Origin of the sequence: Klebsiella sp. R445 (assembly GCF_051131755.1) — a bacterium.
Classification (GTDB): Bacteria; Pseudomonadota; Gammaproteobacteria; order Enterobacterales; family Enterobacteriaceae; genus Klebsiella; species Klebsiella lignicola.
This window is the reverse complement of sequence record NZ_CP180446.1, coordinates 3,355,482-3,374,912: the sequence shown is the minus strand read 5'-3', so window position 1 is coordinate 3,374,912 and position 19,431 is coordinate 3,355,482. Positions and strand designations below refer to the sequence as shown.

The 19,431-nt window shown below is 58.8% G+C and carries 17 protein-coding genes; 13 read left to right on the top strand and 4 right to left on the bottom strand.

Annotation, left to right across the window (positions count from 1 at the left end; translation table 11 throughout):
• Positions 1-10 precede the first annotated feature (10 nt).
• The 11 genes from ACMYSN_RS15780 to araD all read left to right on the top strand — a co-directional run bounded on the left by ACMYSN_RS15780 (position 11) and on the right by araD (position 10,778).
• Positions 11-1,081, top strand: a complete 1,071-nt coding sequence (locus tag ACMYSN_RS15780) for an ABC transporter permease (RefSeq protein ID WP_462495432.1) — start codon at positions 11-13, stop codon at positions 1,079-1,081.
• 63 nt (positions 1,082-1,144) lie between these two features.
• Entirely contained in the window at positions 1,145-2,212 is a 1,068-nt protein-coding gene (locus tag ACMYSN_RS15775; protein ID WP_462498272.1) for an ABC transporter substrate-binding protein, read from the top strand.
• A gap of 1 nt (position 2,213) precedes the next feature.
• Entirely contained in the window at positions 2,214-3,077 is an 864-nt protein-coding gene (locus tag ACMYSN_RS15770; RefSeq protein ID WP_462495431.1) for an SMP-30/gluconolactonase/LRE family protein, read from the top strand.
• A gap of 112 nt (positions 3,078-3,189) precedes the next feature.
• Positions 3,190-4,188, top strand: a complete 999-nt coding sequence (yiaK, locus tag ACMYSN_RS15765; protein WP_123757152.1) for a 3-dehydro-L-gulonate 2-dehydrogenase — start codon at positions 3,190-3,192, stop codon at positions 4,186-4,188.
• A gap of 11 nt (positions 4,189-4,199) precedes the next feature.
• Positions 4,200-4,667: a NanQ anomerase/TabA/YiaL family protein gene (locus ACMYSN_RS15760; RefSeq protein WP_462498271.1), complete on the top strand. Its 468-nt coding sequence runs from the start codon at positions 4,200-4,202 to the stop codon at positions 4,665-4,667.
• Between the two features lie 45 nt (positions 4,668-4,712).
• Positions 4,713-5,648 (top strand): DUF4862 family protein, encoded by a 936-nt coding sequence (locus ACMYSN_RS15755; RefSeq protein ID WP_462495430.1) that lies wholly within the window; start codon positions 4,713-4,715, stop codon positions 5,646-5,648.
• A gap of 53 nt (positions 5,649-5,701) precedes the next feature.
• Positions 5,702-7,021 carry an MFS transporter gene (locus tag ACMYSN_RS15750; protein WP_462495429.1) on the top strand — a complete coding sequence of 440 codons (1,320 nt, stop codon included), beginning with the start codon at positions 5,702-5,704 and terminating at the stop codon, positions 7,019-7,021.
• 47 nt (positions 7,022-7,068) lie between these two features.
• The gene (locus ACMYSN_RS15745) at positions 7,069-8,574 is read left to right on the top strand and encodes an FGGY-family carbohydrate kinase (RefSeq protein WP_462495428.1); all 1,506 of its coding nucleotides are present in this window, start codon (positions 7,069-7,071) and stop codon (positions 8,572-8,574) included.
• Entirely contained in the window at positions 8,571-9,233 is a 663-nt protein-coding gene (gene ulaD, locus ACMYSN_RS15740) for a 3-dehydro-L-gulonate-6-phosphate decarboxylase (RefSeq protein ID WP_462495427.1), read from the top strand. Before ACMYSN_RS15745 ends, ulaD begins: the two co-directional genes overlap by 4 nt.
• Positions 9,226-10,086, top strand: a complete 861-nt coding sequence (locus tag ACMYSN_RS15735; RefSeq protein ID WP_174509555.1) for an L-ribulose-5-phosphate 3-epimerase — start codon at positions 9,226-9,228, stop codon at positions 10,084-10,086. Before ulaD ends, ACMYSN_RS15735 begins: the two co-directional genes overlap by 8 nt.
• Positions 10,080-10,778, top strand: coding sequence for an L-ribulose-5-phosphate 4-epimerase (araD, locus tag ACMYSN_RS15730; RefSeq protein WP_462495426.1), 699 nt, complete (start codon positions 10,080-10,082; stop codon positions 10,776-10,778). Before ACMYSN_RS15735 ends, araD begins: the two co-directional genes overlap by 7 nt.
• An 84-nt stretch (positions 10,779-10,862) precedes the next feature.
• On the opposite strand, the gene ACMYSN_RS15725 is transcribed toward araD, so the two are convergent.
• Positions 10,863-11,678 carry an AraC family transcriptional regulator gene (locus ACMYSN_RS15725; protein ID WP_462495425.1) on the bottom strand — a complete coding sequence of 272 codons (816 nt, stop codon included), beginning with the start codon at positions 11,676-11,678 and terminating at the stop codon, positions 10,863-10,865.
• A gap of 252 nt (positions 11,679-11,930) precedes the next feature.
• Here ACMYSN_RS15725 and ACMYSN_RS15720 point away from each other — a divergent pair, with 252 nt between their 5' ends.
• Positions 11,931-13,331 (top strand): MFS transporter, encoded by a 1,401-nt coding sequence (locus tag ACMYSN_RS15720; protein WP_462495424.1) that lies wholly within the window; start codon positions 11,931-11,933, stop codon positions 13,329-13,331.
• A 10-nt stretch (positions 13,332-13,341) separates the two neighbouring features.
• Complete coding sequence (locus ACMYSN_RS15715) at positions 13,342-15,303, top strand: glycoside hydrolase family 127 protein (protein WP_462495423.1); 1,962 nt, start codon at positions 13,342-13,344, stop codon at positions 15,301-15,303.
• A gap of 120 nt (positions 15,304-15,423) precedes the next feature.
• On the opposite strand, the gene selB is transcribed toward ACMYSN_RS15715, so the two are convergent.
• The 3 genes from selB to ACMYSN_RS15700 all read right to left on the bottom strand — a co-directional run bounded on the left by selB (position 15,424) and on the right by ACMYSN_RS15700 (position 19,365).
• A complete protein-coding gene (selB, locus tag ACMYSN_RS15710; RefSeq protein WP_462495422.1) occupies positions 15,424-17,265 on the bottom strand; it encodes a selenocysteinyl-tRNA-specific translation elongation factor SelB in 1,842 nt (613 codons plus the stop codon).
• Positions 17,262-18,650, bottom strand: a complete 1,389-nt coding sequence (selA, locus tag ACMYSN_RS15705) for an L-seryl-tRNA(Sec) selenium transferase (protein ID WP_462495421.1) — start codon at positions 18,648-18,650, stop codon at positions 17,262-17,264. Before selA ends, selB begins: the two co-directional genes overlap by 4 nt.
• 106 nt (positions 18,651-18,756) lie before the next feature.
• Entirely contained in the window at positions 18,757-19,365 is a 609-nt protein-coding gene (locus ACMYSN_RS15700; protein WP_462495420.1) for a glutathione S-transferase family protein, read from the bottom strand.
• Positions 19,366-19,431: the final 66 nt, after the last annotated feature.

Below are 19,431 nucleotides of genomic sequence, written 5' to 3'. Positions count from 1 at the left end.
GGAGTGCGTTATGGCTAAAACATCAATGAAATCGACGGCCCTGGAATCACGCGTATCACTTCATGAACACGGTGCGGCCGCCTGGCTTGGACAATTGACCACTCGTTACGGTTTACCCGCGATCTGCGTGCTGCTGGTTATCGTTTTTTCACTGACAACGCCTTCATTTGCTTCCCTGTTGACGCTGCAGGCAATTCTCGACAGCAAATCGAAAATCGCCCTGCTGGCGCTGGCGGCCACGATCCCGATGATTGTTGGCAAGATTGACCTGAACGTCGGCTTCGGCATCGTGCTCTGGCACATCCTCGCCATTACGTTGCAGGTTGAATATGGTTTCTCCTGGCCCGTCGCAGTGGCGATCGTGCTGGTGCTCTCTGCGCTCTACGGCTTGCTGAACGGGATTCTGGTGGCGCTGGCGGATATCGACAGCTTTGTTGCGACCCTGGGTTCCGGTACGGTGCTGTACGCCGTCGCGCTCTGGCACTCTGGCGGTCGGCAGATCGTCGGTGACTTGCCGGACGCCTTTATCGCCCTGCATCACTCCGACCTGTTCGGCATTCCGGTGGTGGCCTTCTACGTCCTTATTGCCGCCGTGGTGCTGTGGATTATCACCGAACATACCCCGATCGGCCGCTGCATGTATGCGGTGGGCGGCAACCCCGTCGCCGCAGCGCTCAACGGCATTTCCGTTAATCGTTACATCATCGGGGCATTTATTACTTCCAGCACCTTAACCGGCTTTACCGGGGTGATCATCGCCGCCGAGCAGGGCGTGGGCCAGGCCAGCGTCGGGATGGATTATCTGCTCCCGGCTCTGGTGGGCGCCTTCCTTGGCAGTACCACCATTCGTCCCGGCCGGGTAAACGTCTGGGGCACGGTCGTCGGTATTGCAGTGCTGGCGATTGGTATTGCGGGTATCCAGCAGTTCGGCGGCGCGTTTTGGGTCGAACCGCTGTTTAACGGCGCGACGCTGCTGCTGTCGATTACCCTGGCGGGCTACGCCCAACGCCGTCGGGCATTAAATAAAAAACTGGTGCAGCGGACACAATCGCCAGCATCGGGCTCCTCCGTTACCCAATGACTCTCGCGTAAGGAACTGAAAATGAATAACAAAATAGTTCAATGCTGTCTGGCTGCCGGGTTGATGATGGCAAGTGGTTTCAGCCTCGCCGACGATACCTTTGTTCAGCAAGCGAAAACGGCGATTGCCAAAGCAACCGCGCCAGTCACCACCTGGGACGGCCCAACCCAGGGCCCGGCGCTGCAGCCGAATAAAAAGATCATTTTCATCGCCTCGGACATGAAAAACGGCGGCGTACTGGGCGTTAAAGAGGGTCTGGAGGAAGCGGCGAAAACCGCAGGCTGGCAGCTGGATGTGCTGGATGGAGCAGGTTCGGTGAAAGATCAACTGGCGGCGCTAAACCAGGCGATCGCTCGTAAACCGGACGGTATCGTCATTGGCGGCTGGAACCCGAACGTCGCCAAAATCCCGCTGAAAAAAGCCGTAAAAGAGGGCATCGTGCTGACCGCATGGCACGCGGTTCCCGCGCCTGGCCCGGTTCCGGCTTACAACATTTTCTACAACGTGACCTCCGACTCGAACGAAGTCTCGCGCATGGCGGCGCTGTATGCGGTGGCGAAATCCAACGGCACCGCCAAAGTACTGATTTTCACCGACTCGCTGTACCAAATCGCGCTGGATAAGGCCAACGCGATGAAGAAGGTGATTGAGCAGTGCAGCGGTTGCCAGGTGGTGGAGTTTATCGATACCCCCCTCGCCGATACTTCCAACCGCATGCCGGGCATGACCTACAGCCTGATCCAAAAATATGGCGACAAATTCGAATACTCGCTGGCTATTAACGATCTGTACTTCGACTTTATGGCCCCAGCCCTGAAAACCGCGGGCAAAGGCAGCGGAGATAAACCACCGTACAACATCTCCGCTGGCGATGGTTCCGTCACCGCCTACCAGCGCGTGCGTGAAGGCAAAGCGCAGATCGCAACCGTACCAGAACCGCTGAAACTGCACGGCTGGCAGCTGCTGGATGAATTTAACCGCGCCTTCGCGGGCAAAGAGCCGTCTGGTTATGTCACCCCGGCACATCTGGTGACCAAAGAGAACATTGCCGCCGACGGTGGCCAGAACAACGAATTCGACCCGGACAACCATTATCGCGATCGCTACAAAGCCATCTGGGGCGTGAAGTGAGATGTTAGCCGTCACGGGAAGTGTTGAACGCCTGTGCTCACCAGCGATCTGGGCGGAAGGCCCGGTGTGGCTGGCAGACCAGCAGTGCCTGATTTTCAGCGATGTGAAAGGCAACAGAATGTTCCGCTGGGATGGGCAAAATGGCGTCAGCGTGTTTCGTGCCGAATCCCACTTTGCCAACGGCAACGCGCGGGACTTGCAAGGGCGTTTGTTGACCTGCGAGCACGGTCGGCGCGGGATCAGCCGTACCGACGCCGCAGGCAATCACACCCTGCTGGTGGATAAAGTCGACGGGCTGCGTTTTAACTCGCCCAACGATATCGCGGTGCGCCAGGACGGGTCGATTTGGTTTACCGATCCGCCCTACGGCATCGTCGGTGACGAAGAGGGCTATCGCGCCGCAAGTCAGGTCATTGGCTGCTACGTCTACCGCTTTGATGAAGCGCGTCACCAGGTCGCGATTGCCATCAGCGATACCCAGCGTCCCAACGGGCTGGCCTTTTCGCCGGATGATAAATGGCTCTACGTGGCAGATATGTCGGTTATTGATTTTCCGAGCCAGGGCCGCCGGGAAATTCGCGCCTACCGTCTTGAAGGCGATAACGCGTTATTTTCCCACGTCGTAACCCAGGTCAAACCGGGTATTCCGGACGGATTCTGCGTCGACCAGGACGGGAATATTTACTGCAGCTGCGAGACAGGGATTTTGATTTTCTCTGCCGCAGGCGAATTACTGGACACTATTGCGGTCCCCGAGCGCGTCTCTAACTGCACCTTTGGTGGCCCCGACGGGAATACGCTTTTTATTACGGCGACGACATCGCTGTACCGGGTGACCCTCGCCCCATCCCGCCTTCAGGGATAAACCAGAGTAATACCGAAACGCACCGGCCCTGCCGGCGTGTTTTTGCAACCCGACACTATTTAGTGGAATCATATTCCACTATGTGAAACGAAAGCTGTAATGGAGAAAACGTATGTTACTGAGTTTTTCTGACCTTAAAAATGAGTTTACCCGTGTCCTGCTGGCACGCGGCGTGGCGGCTGAAACCGCCGATGCCTGCGCAGAAATGTTCGCTCGCACCACCGAGTCAGGGGTCTATTCACACGGCGTAAACCGCTTCCCGCGCTTTATTCAGCAACTGGAAAACGGCGATATCATTCCGGAGGCCCAGCCAAAACGCACCACTTCTCTGGGGGCGATTGAGCAGTGGGATGCCCAGCGTTCAATCGGTAACCTGACGGCGAAAAAAATGATGGACCGGGCCATTGAACTGGCTTCGGACCACGGTATTGGCCTGGTTGCTGTGCGAAACGCCAACCACTGGATGCGCGGCGGCAGCTACGGCTGGCAGGCGGCGGAAAAAGGCTACATCGGTATCTGCTGGACCAACTCCATTGCCGTGATGCCGCCGTGGGGTGCCAAAGAGTGCCGCATCGGGACTAACCCACTGATCGTCGCCATTCCGTCGACGCCGATCACCATGGTGGACATGTCGATGTCGATGTTCTCCTACGGCATGCTGGAAGTGAACCGTCTGGCGGGCCGCCAGCTGCCGGTTGACGGCGGCTTCGATGACGAAGGCAACCTGACCAAAGACCCGGCCCCCATCGAGAAAAACCGCCGTATTCTGCCGATGGGCTACTGGAAAGGTTCGGGCCTCTCCATTGTGCTGGACATGATCGCCACCCTGCTCTCCGATGGCGCTTCCGTTGCTGCGGTAACTGAAGACAACAGTGACGAATTCAACATTTCACAAGTCTTTATTGCTATCGAAGTGGACAAACTGATAGACGGCGCCACCCGCGACGCCAAGCTGCAACGCATCATGGATTACATCACCAGCGCCGAACGTGCCGACGAAAACGTGCCGGTCCGTCTGCCTGGTCATGAGTTTTCCCGTCTGCTGGAAGAGAACCGCCGCAACGGCATCACCGTTGATGACAGCGTGTGGGCAAAAATCAAAGCGCTGTAAGGAATATCATCATGATTTATGGGCATATTTCTCAACCCAACGCCTGCCGGTATCCGGCGGCGATTGAAAAAGCACTGGAATTTTTGCGCACCACGGACTTCAGCAAACTGGAGACCGGGGTGGTCGAAATCGAGGGGCGCACGATCTTCGCGCAGATCCTCGACCTGACCACCCGCCCGCACGATGAGCTGCGCCCGGAAGTGCACCGCCGCTACCTGGATATCCAGTTTTTATATTCCGGTGAAGAGCAGATCGGTGTCGCTATCGATACCGGCAATAATGTCGTTAGTGAAGAATTACTTGAGCAGCGGGATATTATTTTCTATCACCACAGCGAAAATGAATCGTTAATAGAAATGAGGCCGGGGAACTACGCCATATTTTTCCCGCAGGATGTTCACCGACCAGCCTGTAATAAACATCGGGCAACGGCAATCAGGAAAATAGTGGTTAAAGTTGCTATTTCCGCTTTAGATTAATCCGTAGTTTATTTGTCGCACGGCGATAAATAAAAGGAGTGAAAAATGGAAAGAAATGACGCCGGTTATATCATCGGCGCATACCCTTGCGCACCTTCATTTCACCAAAAGAGCGAACAAGAAGAGACGGAATTCTGGCGCTTACTCGCGGACACGCCCCACATCCGCGGGCTGGAGCAGCCATGCCATGAGAACTTTCACCCCTATGGTGATGAGTGGTTGATCCAGCATACGCCGCAGGAGTGGAAGATGGTGGTGACTGCCATCCCGGAAACGATGCGGCGTCGCGGCGGCGGCAACACGGCTTTCGGCCTGGCCTCCAGCGATGAAGAGCAGCGCCTGGCATGCGTCGAATTTCATCGTCATTTACGCAACAAAATCAATGCGCTAAACAAACGTTTTGCCGGCAAGGTTATCTCCCTGGAGCTGCAGGCAGCGCCGCTTGCAGGCAATGCAAACGTCGGACAGGCAACCGATGCTTTCGCGCGCTCAATCAAAGAGATAGCGGCCTGGGACTGGTCATGCTCACTCGTACTGGAACATTGTGATGCCATGAACCAACCGGCGCCGCGCAAAGGCTTTCTGCCGCTGGAAAACGTGCTGGAGGTCCTGGCAGGTTACAACATCGATATCTGTATCAACTGGGCGCGTTCGGCGATTGAAGGGCGTAATACCACCCTGCCACTGACGCATGCTCAGGCGGTACATGCCGCAGGCAAACTGGGGGCGCTGATGTTCTCTGGCACCGCAACCCAAGGGCCGTACGGCGAATGGACTGACCTGCACACCCCGTTCGCCCCGTTCTGCCCGCACAGCCTGTTAACGGCGGCGCACGCACAAGAACTATTTAATGTGGCTGATTCTGCAAAATTACAGTTTGCCGGTATTAAGTTACTGGAAATTGATGAGAATGCTGATGCGAATCATCGCATAGCCATATTACGCGATGGCATTAACGCGTTAAACATAGCCCAACAATAAATATAAAGCGTCAATTTAATCGCAACGTCAGTTACTTTAAACACGAGATTAATATGAACACTTCCTCTTACGCTACCACCGCGGATATTCCGCGCCAACGCTGGTTAAGAATTATTCCCCCTATTCTTATCGCGTGTATTATTTCCTATATGGACCGGGTCAACATTGCTTTCGCCATGCCCGGCGGGATGGATGCTGAACTCGGTATTTCTGCCACCATGGCGGGGCTTGCGGGCGGGATTTTCTTTATCGGCTATCTGTTTTTACAGGTGCCGGGCGGAAAAATCGCGGTCCACGGCAGCGGCAAGAAGTTTATCGGCTGGTCGCTGGTTGCCTGGGCGGTGATTTCGGTCCTGACCGGTTTAATCACCAACCAGTATCAGTTACTGGTCCTGCGCTTCTTACTGGGCGTCGCCGAAGGGGGCATGCTGCCCGTGGTGCTGACGATGATCAGCAACTGGTTCCCGGATGCTGAACGTGGCCGTGCCAACGCGATTGTGATTATGTTTGTCCCAATTGCCGGCATTATCACCGCCCCGCTCTCCGGGTGGATCATTACCATCCTCGACTGGCGCTGGCTGTTCATTATTGAAGGCTTGCTCTCGGTGGTGGTGTTGGCGTTGTGGGCCTATACCGTCTACGACCGCCCGCAGGAAGCCCGGTGGATTACTGAAGCCGAAAAGCGCTACCTCGTCGACACCCTCGCCGCAGAGCAACGCGCCATCGCCGGAACCACCGTCAAAAATGCGTCCCTCAGCGCCGTTCTGGCCGACAGAACCATGTGGCAACTGATCGCCCTGAACTTCTTCTATCAGACCGGTATTTACGGCTACACCCTGTGGCTCCCCACCATTCTCAAAGAGCTGACGCACAGCAGCATGGGGCAGGTTGGGATGCTCGCTATCCTGCCGTACGTCGGGGCGATTGCCGGGATGTTCCTGTTCTCTTCCCTCTCTGACCGTACCGGAAAACGCAAACTGTTCGTCTGCCTGCCGCTGGTTGGCTTTGCCCTGTGCATGTTCCTGTCGGTGGCGTTGAAAAACAACATCTGGCTGGCCTATGCCGCGCTGGTGGGCTGCGGCTTCTTCCTGCAGTCCGCGGCGGGGGTGTTCTGGACCATTCCGGCCCGTCTGTTCAGCGCTGAAATGGCCGGTGGCGCCCGTGGCGTCATCAACGCCCTCGGCAATCTCGGTGGCTTCTGCGGCCCATACGCGGTGGGCGTACTGATCACCCTCTACAGCAAAGACGCCGGGGTTTACTGCCTGGCGATCTCCCTGGCGCTGGCTGCGCTGATGGCCCTTCTGCTGCCGTCAAAATGCGATACCGGTGCAGCCCCGGTAAAAACGATGAGCCCACGTAAACACGCGGCGTAACCCCTGCCGGGGGGTCTGCGCCTCCCGGCAACAATGAGAATGCAAAGATGAGTGAGAAAAAGACCTTCTGGCTCGGTATCGATTGCGGTGGTACCTATCTGAAAGCCGGTTTATATGACGCCAAAGGTCATGAGCATGGCATTCATCGGCAGTCGCTGCAGACGGCGTCGCCATTGCCGGGCTATGCCGAACGCGACATGCACCAGCTCTGGCAACAATGCGTGGCGACCATCGCCGGGCTACTGCAACGCACCGGTGTCATGGGCGAACAGATTGCCGGGATCGGTATTTCGGCGCAGGGCAAGGGGCTGTTTCTCCTGGATAAACAGGATCGGCCGCTGGGCAATGCCATGCTCTCTTCCGATCGCCGGGCGCTGGACATCGTCCAACGCTGGCAGCAGGACGGCATCCCTGAACAGCTGTATCCGGTCACCCGCCAGACGCTGTGGACCGGGCATCCGGCCTCGCTGCTGCGCTGGGTAAAAGAGCATGAGCCTCAGCGTTACGCGCAGATCGGCAACGTCATGATGGGGCACGACTACCTGCGCTGGTGCTTAACCGGCGTCAAAGGCTGCGAGGAGAGCAACATCTCCGAGTCCAACCTCTACAACATGGCAACCGGCCAGTACGATCCACAGCTGACCCGCTGGCTGGGCATCAGTGAAATCGATAGTGCGTTACCGCCCATCGTCGGTTCAGCAGAAATATGCGGGGAAATCACCGCTCAGGCAGCCGCTATTACCGGTCTGGCGGCGGGAACGCCCGTCGTCGGCGGTCTGTTTGATGTGGTTTCCACCGCACTCTGCGCGGGGATCGAAGATGAGTTCACCCTCAATGCGGTGATGGGGACCTGGGCGGTGACCAGCGGGATCACCCACGGCCTGCGCGACCACGAGGCCCACCCTTACGTTTACGGTCGCTACGTCAACGACGGGCAGTACATCGTTCACGAAGCCAGCCCGACCTCTTCCGGCAATCTCGAATGGTTCACGGCCCAATGGTGCGATCTCTCTTTCGATGAGATCAACCGGGCCGTCGCCGGGCTGCCGAAAGCCGACAGTCAGCTCTTTTTCCTGCCGTTTCTCTACGGCAGCAACGCCGGGCTGGAGATGACCTGCGGGTTTTACGGCCTGCAGGCGCTACACACCCGCGCCCATCTGCTGCAGGCGGTCTACGAAGGGGTGGTCTTCAGCCATATGACCCACCTGAACCGCATGCGTGAACGCTTTTCCGATGTTCACGCCCTGCGCGTCACCGGCGGCCCGGCGCACTCTGACGTCTGGATGCAGATGCTGGCCGACGTCAGCGGCCTGCGCATCGAACTGCCGCAGGTCGAGGAGACCGGTTGCTTCGGCGCGGCCCTTGCTGCCCGCGTCGGGACCGGCGTCTACCGCACCTTCCACGACGCCCAGCACGATCTACAACATCCGGTACGCACGCTGCAGCCCGACATGGCCGCGCATGCGCGCTACCAGCACAAATACCAGCAATACCAACATTTGATTCAGGCACTACAGGGCTACCACGCCCGCATTAAGGAGCACGCACTATGAGCCGTCCATTACTGCAACTGGCGCTCGACCATACCCATCTTCAGGCGGCACAGCACGATGTCGCCCTGTTACAGAACCACGTCGATATCGTTGAAGCCGGTACAATCCTGTGTCTTGCCGAAGGGCTGCGCGCGGTGACCGCCCTGCGCGCCCAGTGTCCGGACAAAATTATCGTCGCCGACTGGAAGGTGGCGGATGCCGGTGAAACCCTGGCACAGCAGGCGTTTAACGCCGGTGCCAACTGGATGACCATCATCTGCGCCGCCCCGCTCGCCACGGTAGAGAAAGGCCACGCCGTGGCGCAGGCCTGCGGTGGAGAAATTCAGATGGAGCTGTTTGGCAACTGGACGCTGGAGGATGCCCGTGACTGGTATCGCACCGGGGTTCGTCAGGCGATCTACCACCGCGGACGCGACGCCCAGGCCAGCGGACAACAGTGGAGTGACGCCGACCTGACGCGCATGAAGGCGCTGTCGGATATTGGTCTCGAACTGTCGATTACCGGCGGTATCACCCCCGCCGACCTGGTGCTGTTCCGCGATATTAACGTCAAAGCGTTTATTGCCGGACGCGCATTGTCAGGCGCCGCCCACCCGGCACAGGTTGCCGGCGAATTCCACGCACAGATTGACGCCATCTGGGGAGAACAGCATGCGTAATCATCCATTAGGTATCTATGAGAAAGCTCTGGCTAAAGATCTCAGCTGGCCAGAGCGGCTGGTACTGGCAAAAAGCTGCGGGTTTGATTTTGTTGAAATGTCGGTGGATGAGACCGACGAACGCCTGTCGCGTCTCGACTGGAGCCCCGCTCAGCGCGCCTCGCTGGTGACCGCCATGCTGGAAACCGGGGTGGCCATTCCGTCGATGTGCCTCTCCGCCCACCGCCGCTTCCCCTTTGGCAGCCGCGATGAGTCCACCCGCCAGCGGGCGCGGGAGATCATGACCAAAGCCATCCGTCTGGCGCGCGATCTGGGTATCCGCACCATTCAGCTGGCGGGCTATGACGTTTACTACGAAGAACACGATGAAGGCACCCGTCAGCGCTTTGCCGAAGGGCTGGCGTGGGCGGTGGAACAGGCCGCGGCAGCGCAGGTGATGCTGGCGGTGGAGATCATGGATACCGCCTTTATGAACTCTATCAGCAAGTGGAAAGCGTGGGATGAGATGCTCTCTTCTCCGTGGTTCACCGTTTATCCGGACGTCGGCAACCTCAGCGCCTGGGGTAACGATGTGGCCGCCGAGCTCAAACTGGGTATCGACCGCATCGCCGCCATCCATCTGAAAGACACCCAGCCGGTCACCGCGCACAGTCCAGGGCAGTTTCGTGACGTGCCGTTTGGCGAAGGCTGTGTCGATTTTGTCGGCATTTTCAAAACCCTGCATGAGCTGAACTATCGCGGCTCGTTCCTGATTGAAATGTGGACGGAGAAAGCCAGCGAACCGGTGCTGGAAATTATCCAGGCGCGGCGCTGGATTGAATCGCGAATGCAGGAAGGAGGATTTACATGTTAGAACAACTCAAAGCCGAGGTCCTGGCCGCCAACCTGGCGCTGCCGGCACACCACCTGGTAACGTTTACCTGGGGCAACGTCAGCGCGATCGATGACTCGCGCACACTGATGGTCATCAAACCTTCCGGCATCGAGTACACGGTGATGACCGCCGACGATATGGTGGTGGTGGAGATCGCCAGCGGTAAGGTCGTTGAAGGCAGCAAAAAGCCGTCTTCCGATACCCCGACCCATCTGGCGCTCTATCGCCGCTATCCGCAGATCGGCGGGATCGTGCACACCCATTCCCGTCACGCGACGATCTGGTCGCAGGCGGGCATCGACCTGCCGGCCTGGGGCACCACCCATGCGGACTATTTCTATGGCACCATTCCCTGCACCCGCCTGATGACCGTCGACGAAATTAACGGCGAATACGAATATCAGACCGGCGAAGTGATCATTAAAACCTTCGAAGAACGCGGGCTGGATCCGGCGCAGATCCCGGCGGTCCTCGTCCATTCGCACGGCCCGTTCGCCTGGGGAAAAGATGCCGCCGATGCGGTGCATAACGCGGTGGTGCTGGAGGAGTGCGCTTACATGGGGCTGTTCTCACGCCAGCTGGCCCCGCAACTACCGGATATGCAGTCTGAACTGCTCGATAAACACTATCTGCGTAAACACGGCGCCAATGCCTATTACGGGCAAAACTGACGCGCCTGACCGGGCTACCGACGCGAGCCGGTAGCCCGGTCAGCGCAGCGCCACCGGGGTGGTTTTTGTATGAACCGCTAAATCCTACGCCGAATTCACGTGCTCCTTACAATAGCGACGCTTCCAGGCTGCCGGGGTCAGACTGGTGTGCTTGCGGAAAATTTTGCGGAAATAGCCCACATCGTTAAACCCGCACTTCAACGCCACGTCGGTCAACGACAGCGAATCGCTGATCAGCAGCTTTTCCGCCGCCCTCACCCGCTGGCGGTGCAGCGCTTCGGTTAGCGTCAGCCGGAAAGCATGGCGATAGACCCGCCCGAGGTAGTCCGCATTGCAGTGCAGCTCCTTTGCCAGCGTGGAGGCGGAAATCGGCAGATGAAACCGGGTCAGGATGATTTGCTGCGCTTTCCACGCCAGCGCGGTGCCGGGACTATCGGCGGGCTGCTCGCTGGCCGCCGCCGCAATCTGCTGCAAAATCAGCAGCAGGATCAGCTCCAGCGCGATGCTACGATGGATATTTTCCTGTTCATGTAAAAATTGCCTGAACAGGGAGATTATATATTGCGGCTCGCTCACCCGCGTGTGCTGGGGCACCGCCAGCAACGCTTCTGGCAGCGACGCAGCCTCGTCTGATATCACTTCGAAATGCAGCCAGTAGAATTTTAAATCCGCCAGAAATTGCCCCACCCCAACATGCAAACGCTGCGGCCACAGCAGCAAACTTTCCCCGGCATTCACGCTAAATACCTCGTTATCTTCGCGAATCGTTAATGTCCCTTTTTCAACGAAGATAATTTCCCAGGAGCGAAGCTGTCGTGCCGGATGGCTGCCAATACCGCGAGAAATAAATAACCCGCCATTTTGGACTCTAATCGGTAAAGACATGGATAATTCAAGCATAGATATGAAAATTCCCGCTATTTGTATCACCAGATACTCGCTTTGCCTTTGATTATTCACGATAAAACCGCATGATTCAGGATCGCAATCACACTTTTATCATGAAGTCGGAATCGTCACCTTTTTATACTTTTCCCTTCCCTTGTTAGCCCAGGTATTTAGTGCAGAATAAATAACGTACTTTGCAAATGACAAATAAAAGCCCGCACTTCAGCGGGATATTATTCCGCACATCATCTCCGGGAGTTATTTATGACTTCGGCTCCGATTACGACAAGTGATATAGCACAACGCACCCAGGACGATTCCCTCACGCTCCGTGAAAAAATCGGTTATGGCCTGGGCGATGCGGGCGGGACAGTCATTACCTGCCTGATCATGAACTTTTTAACTTTCTTCTATACCGACGTCTTTGGACTGACGCCGGCGCTGGTCGGGACGCTGTTCCTGGCACTGCGCGTGTTTGACGCTATCTCCGACCCGATCATGGGTGTGCTGGCCGACCGCACCCAAAGCCGCTGGGGACGTTTTCGCCCGTGGCAACTGTGGATAGCGCTGCCCATCGGCATCATCGGCGTTCTGACCTTTACCGTGCCGGATGCCAGCATGGGCGTAAAAATCGCCTGGGCTTTCGGTACGTATCTGCTGCTGTCGGTGAGCTATACCGCGATTAACGTGCCCTACTGCGCGCTGATTAACACCATGACCACGCGCCACAGTGAAGTGATCTCGTGCCAGGCGTGGCGTTTTGTGTTGTGCGGCGTGGCAGGGTTCCTGGTATCCGTTGGGCTGCCGTGGCTGGTGAAGGCGCTCGGCCAGGGCAACACCGCGCAGGGCTATCAGTATGGCGTCGGCGTACTCTGCGCCATCGCGGTGGTGATGTTCCTGTGCTGCTTCTTCTGGGTTCGCGAACGCGTCTCGCTGGACATGATGGGTAAATTCACCCTGCGCGAGCATATCGCCGGGCTGCGCCAGAACGACCAGCTGCTGCTGATGCTGGTGATGTCGTTCCTGCTGATCAACGTCTTTAATATCCGCGGCGGCGGCTACATGTACTTCATCACCTACGTGTTGGGTGGATCTACCGGCTATACCTCGCTGTTCTTCACCATGGTGACCTTCGCCTCGATTGGCGGCTCGGTGATTATCAACCTGCTGTCGCGCCGCTTCGATACCGTCAAACTCTACTACTACACCAACCTGGTGTTAGCCGCGATTGCCTTCGCGATGTGGTTTTTGCCGACCGGCCCGGCTTACCAGACCTTGTGGCTGGTGGTGATCCTCGGTAACGGCATTATTCTCGGCTTCACTCTGCCGCTGCACTTCTCGCTGATGGCCTTCTCCGACGACTACGGCGAATGGAAAACCGGCGTGCGCTCTTCCGGCATGAACTTCGCCTTTAACCTGTTCTTCATCAAGCTGGCATGGGCCTCCAGCGCCGGCATTATCAGCCTGGTATTTATCTATGTGGCCTATCAGCCGGGCGCGGAAAACCAAACGGCATCATCGCTGGCCGGTATCTCCTCCATGGAGACCCTGCTGCCTGCCCTGTTCCATCTGCTGCTGGCCTTCACCATTCGCGCCTGCAAGCTTAATAATCCTATGATGGCGCGTATTGCCAGCGACCTGCGCACCCGTCACGTTCAGTCTTAAGGAGTCCGTCATGTCTGTTATGGAAGTCGATCTGCACAAACTGAAAATCAGCGACCCGTTCCTCGGCCAGTACCAGCAACTGGTGCGCGATGTGGTGATCCCATATCAATGGGATGCGTTGAACGACCGCATTGCCGAGGCGGACCCGAGCCATGCGATAGAAAACTTCCGGATTGCCGCGGGGCAGCAGGAAGGGGAATTTTACGGCATGGTCTTTCAGGACAGCGACGTGGCGAAATGGCTGGAAGCCGTTGCCTGGTCGCTGTGCCAGAAGCCGGACGCCGAACTGGAAAAGACCGCCGACGAGGTGATTGAACTGGTGGCGGCCGCCCAGTGCGAAGATGGCTACCTGAACACCTATTTCACGGTCAAAGCCCCGGCGGAACGCTGGACCAACCTTGCGGAATGCCATGAGCTGTACTGCGCGGGCCACATGATTGAAGCGGGCGTCGCCTTCTTCCAGGCCACCGGCAAACGCCGCCTGCTGGAGGTGGTCTGCCGTCTCGCCGACCATATCGACAGCGTGTTCGGCCCCGGTGAGAATCAGCTGCACGGCTACCCCGGCCACCCGGAAATCGAGCTGGCGTTAATGCGCCTGTACGACATCACCCAGCAGCCGCGCTATCTGGCGCTGGTGAACTACTTCGTCGAAGAGCGTGGCACGCAACCGCACTTTTACGATATCGAATATGAAAAGCGGGGCAAAACCTCCTACTGGAACACCTACGGTCCGGCCTGGATGGTGATGGATAAGCCCTACAGCCAGGCGCATCAGCCCATTTCCGAACAGCCCGTCGCCATCGGCCATGCGGTGCGTTTTGTCTACCTGATGACCGGCGTCGCCCATCTCGCCCGCTTAAGTCAGGACGAGGGGAAACGTCAGGACTGCCTGCGCCTGTGGAACAATATGGCTCAGCGCCAGCTGTATATTACCGGCGGCATTGGTTCGCAGAGCAGCGGCGAAGCCTTCAGCAGCGACTATGACCTGCCAAACGACACGGTTTACGCGGAGAGCTGCGCCTCTATCGGACTGATGATGTTTGCCCGCCGGATGCTGGAGATGGAAGCCGATAGCCAGTATGCCGATGTGATGGAGCGCGCGCTGTATAACACCGTGCTGGGCGGGATGGCGCTGGATGGTAAGCACTTCTTTTACGTTAACCCGCTGGAAGTGCACCCGACATCGTTAAAATTCAACCATATCTATGACCACGTGAAGCCTGTGCGTCAGCGCTGGTTTGGCTGCGCCTGCTGCCCGCCAAACATTGCCCGCGTGCTGACCTCGCTGGGGCACTATATCTACACGCCGCATCAGGATGCGTTGTACATCAACCTGTATGTGGGGAACAGCGCGGAGATCCCGGTGGGGGATGAGACCCTGCGCCTGCGTATCAGCGGCAACTATCCGTGGCAGGAGCAGGTGAAGATCGCGATCGACTCGCCGACGCCGGTCAATCACACCCTGGCGCTGCGCCTGCCGGACTGGTGCGATGATCCGCAGGTGACGCTCAACGGCAAACCGGTGGCGCAGGATGTGCGCAAGGGGTATCTGCATATCAGCCATCGCTGGCAGGAAGGCGACACGCTTCTGTTAACGCTGCCGATGCCGGTGCGCCGTCTTTACGGTAATCCGCTGGTGCGTCATCAGGCCGGCCAGGTTGCCGTTCAGCGCGGTCCGCTGGTGTACTGTCTGGAGCAGGCGGATAACGGCGAGCAATTGCATAACCTGCAGCTGCCACGCGACGCCCGGTTCAGCGCCTTTGAAGGGAAAGGGATTTTTGCCCACAAGGTGATCCTGCAGGCGCCGGGTTATAAGCAAACGGCGGAAGACGCCGGCCAGCAGGCACTGTGGCATTACGACCGCGCGCCGACAACCCGCCAGCCGCAGACCCTGACCTTTATTCCGTGGTTCAGCTGGGCTAACCGTGGCGAAGGTGAGATGCGCATCTGGGTGAAAGAAGCGGAGGCGTAAGCGCGAAAGCTATCGCTGAACCACCGGCGGACTCACATTTCCCGGTGGCGCTACGCTGTCCGGGCTACAGGTTGGTTGCCCGGACAGGCGCGTCAAGCGCCGCCTCCGGGATTTCCCTGGCTACAGGAACAGCGCCTTATCACGCAGGATATGGTCGTTACCGCGTCGGCGGGTAAAACCAATCCGGTCGAAATATTCCAGAATTTGAATCGCCAGCTTGCGTCCGACGTTCAGGGTATCGCGGAAATCGGCCGCACAGGTGGATCCGCGCGCCAGATCCAGCTCGCGGATCATCCTGGCGAACGCCACAATCCGATCGTTACGGTAATAACGATCTTTGACGATCGCCGTAATCATCCCCTGCTGCGCGGCCTGGCGTAACACCGCACGCATAACGGGCTCCTCGACACGGGCCTCCCGCGCCAGATCGCGCACCCACCAGGGTTCATCGGCAAACAGCCCGGCAACCCGCTGCCAGATGACCTGCTGCTCATCGGTAAAGCCTGCGGTATGCTCCGGCAGATGCAACCAGCCGTGATGGCTGCGGACAATCCCGCTGTCGCGCATCTGCTCGATCAGCAGCAGCACCAGCGCTTCGTCTTCCATCGGTAACGCAATACGTCGCAAACGCTCGCGGCCCGGACCCGGCTCGTCGCGATGCTGGTCATGATATCGCGCCAGGGCATCGAGCAGCTTGCGCTGCCAGCGCGCAGCCAGCGGGGCACTGAGCAGACTGTTGCCCGCCTGCAGGTAATCCGGGCGATTGATCAAGGCGTTCAGGCCTTCATCGCTGAGCTGTCGCGCCCAGGCAAAATCATCGAGGCGAACCGCATCGCGTTGCAGATGAATATCCAGCGCCTGAGCATCATCACGCTGCGACGCGGCTAACGCCGCCAGCCACTGTAAATATTCAGGCTTACGCTTGCCGCGGCGCGGCGGATTCAGCGCCACCACCCGCGCGCCGGCCAGGGTGACGCGGGCGGAAATATCGCGCAGCACCAGGCGATCGTTATCCGCCAGCCACAGCGGCGTATCCAGCACCAGCTCCGCCAGCGCCCCTTCCAGCAGCGATACGCGGCCGGTAATGTGGCTGGCAGCATGGTGAATATGCAGCGGCTGCCACTGGCTCAGCGGCGTGTGGCACTGCAGTTCAACAATCACCCGTTCCGAGGCTTCCGGCGGCCGCGTCGAGAGCAGCCAGTCACCGCGATTCAGTGCCTCTTTTTGCGCATCGCCGACAATATTCAGCGCAATGCGTTGGCCTGCCCAGGCCTGCCCGACCGCCTGGTTCTGTGCGTGCAGACCGCGCACGCGCATCGGTTTATCGACCCCGGTCAGCCACAGCGTATCGCCCACATTGACCTCGCCCGACAGCGCCGTGCCGGTGACCACCAGCCCGGCACCTTTAACCGTAAAGGCCCGGTCGATCGCCAGACGAAAGCGCTGGTGCTGCGGGTGCGCACGGGCAGACAGCTGCAGTAAATGCTCGCGCAGTTCGGCGATCCCCTGGTTTTCAGTGGCCACGGTGGCAAACAGCGTGGCGTCGGTAAAACCAAATTCTGCCAGCACCGCCGTTACGTCACCACGCACCTCTTCAACGCGTTGCGCTTCAACACGGTCCGCTTTGGTCAGCGCGACGGTCAGCGTCGGCTTGCCCGTCAGCTGGAGGATCGCGAGATGTTCGCGGGTCTGGGCCATGACGCCGTCGTCACAGGCCACCACCAACAGCGCGTGATCGATGCCGCCCACCCCCGCCAGCATGTTGGACAAAAACTTTTCATGACCGGGTACGTCGATAAATCCCAGCACCCGCCCATCAGGCTGCGGCCAGTAGGCGTAGCCGAGGTCAATCGTCATACCGCGTGCTTTTTCTTCCGGCAGGCGATCGGCATTGATACCGGTAATCGCCTGCAGCAGCGTAGTTTTGCCGTGGTCAACGTGCCCGGCGGTGGCAATAATCATCTCAGTAGCATCTCCATAAACCCGGATTCATCGTCAAGACAGCGTAGGTCCAGCCACAGGCGCCCCTCATAAACCCTGCCGATAACCGGCACCGGCAGCAGGCGCCAGCGGGCCGCCAGCGCGTCAAGTTGGCTGCCGCGACCGTCACGTGGGGTAAACGTCAGCGCCGCGCTGGGTAAACGGTCCACCGGCAGCGAGCCGCTGCCAATCTGCGACAGGCACGGCTCTACCCGCAGCGCAAAGTCGGGATAATGTGCCGCCAGGGCGCTCAGCATGCGCTGGCCCTGCCCGGCAATATCCACCGCCTGGCGGGTCAGCAGGCGCAGCGTCGGCAGACGGTCTGCCAGTTTTTCAGGGTGCAGATACAGACGCAGTGTGGCTTCCAGCGCCGCGAGGGTCATCTTATCGACCCGCAGCGCGCGTTTCAGCGGGTGGTTCTGCAGGCGGGCGATCATCGCTTTCTTGCCGACAATAATCCCCGCCTGGGGACCGCCCAGCAGTTTATCGCCGGAGAAGCTCACCAGGCTGACCCCAGCGGCAATCATCTCCTGCGGCATCGGCTCTTTCGGTAGGCCGTACTGGCTTAAATCGACCAGTGAACCGCTGCCAAGGTCAACCACAACCGGCACATTCATCTCCTGCCCGAGGGCCGCCAGTTCGGTTTCATCGACCGCCTTCGTAAAACCTTCAATGCTGTAGTTGCTGGTGTGGACTTTCATCAACAGGCCGGTGTTGTCATTCACCGCCTGGCGATAATCTTTCGCGTGGGTACGGTTGGTGGTGCCTACTTCATGCAGCACACAGCCGGCCTGGCGCATCACGTCGGGAATGCGGAACGCGCCGCCGATCTCCACCAGTTCACCGCGCGAAACGACCACCTCTTTGCCCGCCGCCGTCGCCGCCAGCATCAGCAGCACCGCCGCCGCGTTATTGTTAACGATACAGGCATCTTCCGCACCGGTTATCCGACACAGCAGCTCAGCCAGCGCGCGATCGCGGTGGCCGCGCCCGGCATCATCGAGGCTGTACTCCAGCGTCACCGGCGCCCGCATCGCCCGTACCACCGCCTCAACCGCCGCATCGGCCTGTACGGCACGCCCTAAATTGGTATGCAGTACGGTGCCGGTGAGATTGAAAACCGGACGCAGCGCGCTTTGCCCGGTTTGCGCCAGCCGCCGTGCGGCCTCCTGCGCCCAGTCGTCACACCAGGCCGGCAGCGCCTGCGTCTGACGAACAGATTCACGGGCCTCTTCCAGCATCTGACGCAGTAGCGCCACAACCTGAGCATGGCCATACTCGGCCAGCACGGTGGAAAACGCGGGATCGCGGAGCAAACGGTCGGTAGCCGGAAGGCGGGTGTAAAGCGCACGAATATCGGTAGTCATGAATGGACCTGGCGGTAGGTTATTTTCCCCCCTCCCGACGGGAGAGGGAGTCAACAAATCAGCAGTGATTGTAACGTCTCCAGGGGGAAACTGTTACCTGTCTGGGTCAAGTCCTTGGCGGTTCGGTACGGGCAAAACTGGCGCGCTGGAACAGCGTATCGACCAGTTTAATGAGCCTGGGCCGCGTCGCGCACCAGCCGGGGGCCACCCGACGGAAGTTAAGGTAGGCAATGGCGCACGCCGCCGAGATCGAGGCCAGATTGACCCCATCGGTACTCAGGCTGCCGTCGGCAACGTGAGCCTCGAGGGCATCGAGGCCCCGGGCTACCTTCTCCCGCTGACGCAGCAGTTCGCTTTCCGACTGCTGCGCCGGAGGGCGGGCCTTTTCACGCACCAGCGCCTGTGCCGCCTCCATCACGCCATCGGCCAGGGCTTCCATCTGGCGCATTTTTAGCGCCGCCTGCGGGTCCGCGGGCAGCATCGCCGGTGCGACGCCGAGCAGTTCAAGATATTGCGCGATAATGGGCGAGTCGAACCAGCACTCGCCGCCGTCGGTGACCAGCACCGGAACTTTACCTAACGGATTGAATTTACCGACCCCGTTGACCTCCTGGTAGGGAAATTCATTGACGAATTCAAAGGGGAGATTTTTCTCCAGCAGAATGACGGAGATTTTGCGCACAAAGGGACTGGTGTAGCTGCCGATCAGTTTCATTGCCTGCTCCTTTCGCCAACAAAAAGGTAAGTATGGTTCAGGCACAGACAAATGGCAGACTGACGT

Bases quoted from the DNA above. Each gene is read 5' to 3' on its own strand.
- ACMYSN_RS15780 (WP_462495432.1), top strand. From the start codon at position 11: ATGGCTAAAACATCAATGAAATCGACGGCCCTGGAATCACGCGTATCA.
- ACMYSN_RS15775 (WP_462498272.1), top strand. From the start codon at position 1,145: ATGATGGCAAGTGGTTTCAGCCTCGCCGACGATACCTTTGTTCAGCAA.
- ACMYSN_RS15770 (WP_462495431.1), top strand. From the start codon at position 2,214: ATGTTAGCCGTCACGGGAAGTGTTGAACGCCTGTGCTCACCAGCGATC.
- yiaK (WP_123757152.1), top strand. From the start codon at position 3,190: ATGTTACTGAGTTTTTCTGACCTTAAAAATGAGTTTACCCGTGTCCTG.
- ACMYSN_RS15760 (WP_462498271.1), top strand. From the start codon at position 4,200: ATGATTTATGGGCATATTTCTCAACCCAACGCCTGCCGGTATCCGGCG.
- ACMYSN_RS15755 (WP_462495430.1), top strand. From the start codon at position 4,713: ATGGAAAGAAATGACGCCGGTTATATCATCGGCGCATACCCTTGCGCA.
- ACMYSN_RS15750 (WP_462495429.1), top strand. From the start codon at position 5,702: ATGAACACTTCCTCTTACGCTACCACCGCGGATATTCCGCGCCAACGC.
- ACMYSN_RS15745 (WP_462495428.1), top strand. From the start codon at position 7,069: ATGAGTGAGAAAAAGACCTTCTGGCTCGGTATCGATTGCGGTGGTACC.
- ulaD (WP_462495427.1), top strand. From the start codon at position 8,571: ATGAGCCGTCCATTACTGCAACTGGCGCTCGACCATACCCATCTTCAG.
- ACMYSN_RS15735 (WP_174509555.1), top strand. From the start codon at position 9,226: ATGCGTAATCATCCATTAGGTATCTATGAGAAAGCTCTGGCTAAAGAT.
- araD (WP_462495426.1), top strand. From the start codon at position 10,080: ATGTTAGAACAACTCAAAGCCGAGGTCCTGGCCGCCAACCTGGCGCTG.
- ACMYSN_RS15725 (WP_462495425.1), bottom strand. From the start codon at position 11,678: ATGCTTGAATTATCCATGTCTTTACCGATTAGAGTCCAAAATGGCGGG.
- ACMYSN_RS15720 (WP_462495424.1), top strand. From the start codon at position 11,931: ATGACTTCGGCTCCGATTACGACAAGTGATATAGCACAACGCACCCAG.
- ACMYSN_RS15715 (WP_462495423.1), top strand. From the start codon at position 13,342: ATGTCTGTTATGGAAGTCGATCTGCACAAACTGAAAATCAGCGACCCG.
- selB (WP_462495422.1), bottom strand. From the start codon at position 17,265: ATGATTATTGCCACCGCCGGGCACGTTGACCACGGCAAAACTACGCTG.
- selA (WP_462495421.1), bottom strand. From the start codon at position 18,650: ATGACTACCGATATTCGTGCGCTTTACACCCGCCTTCCGGCTACCGAC.
- ACMYSN_RS15700 (WP_462495420.1), bottom strand. From the start codon at position 19,365: ATGAAACTGATCGGCAGCTACACCAGTCCCTTTGTGCGCAAAATCTCC.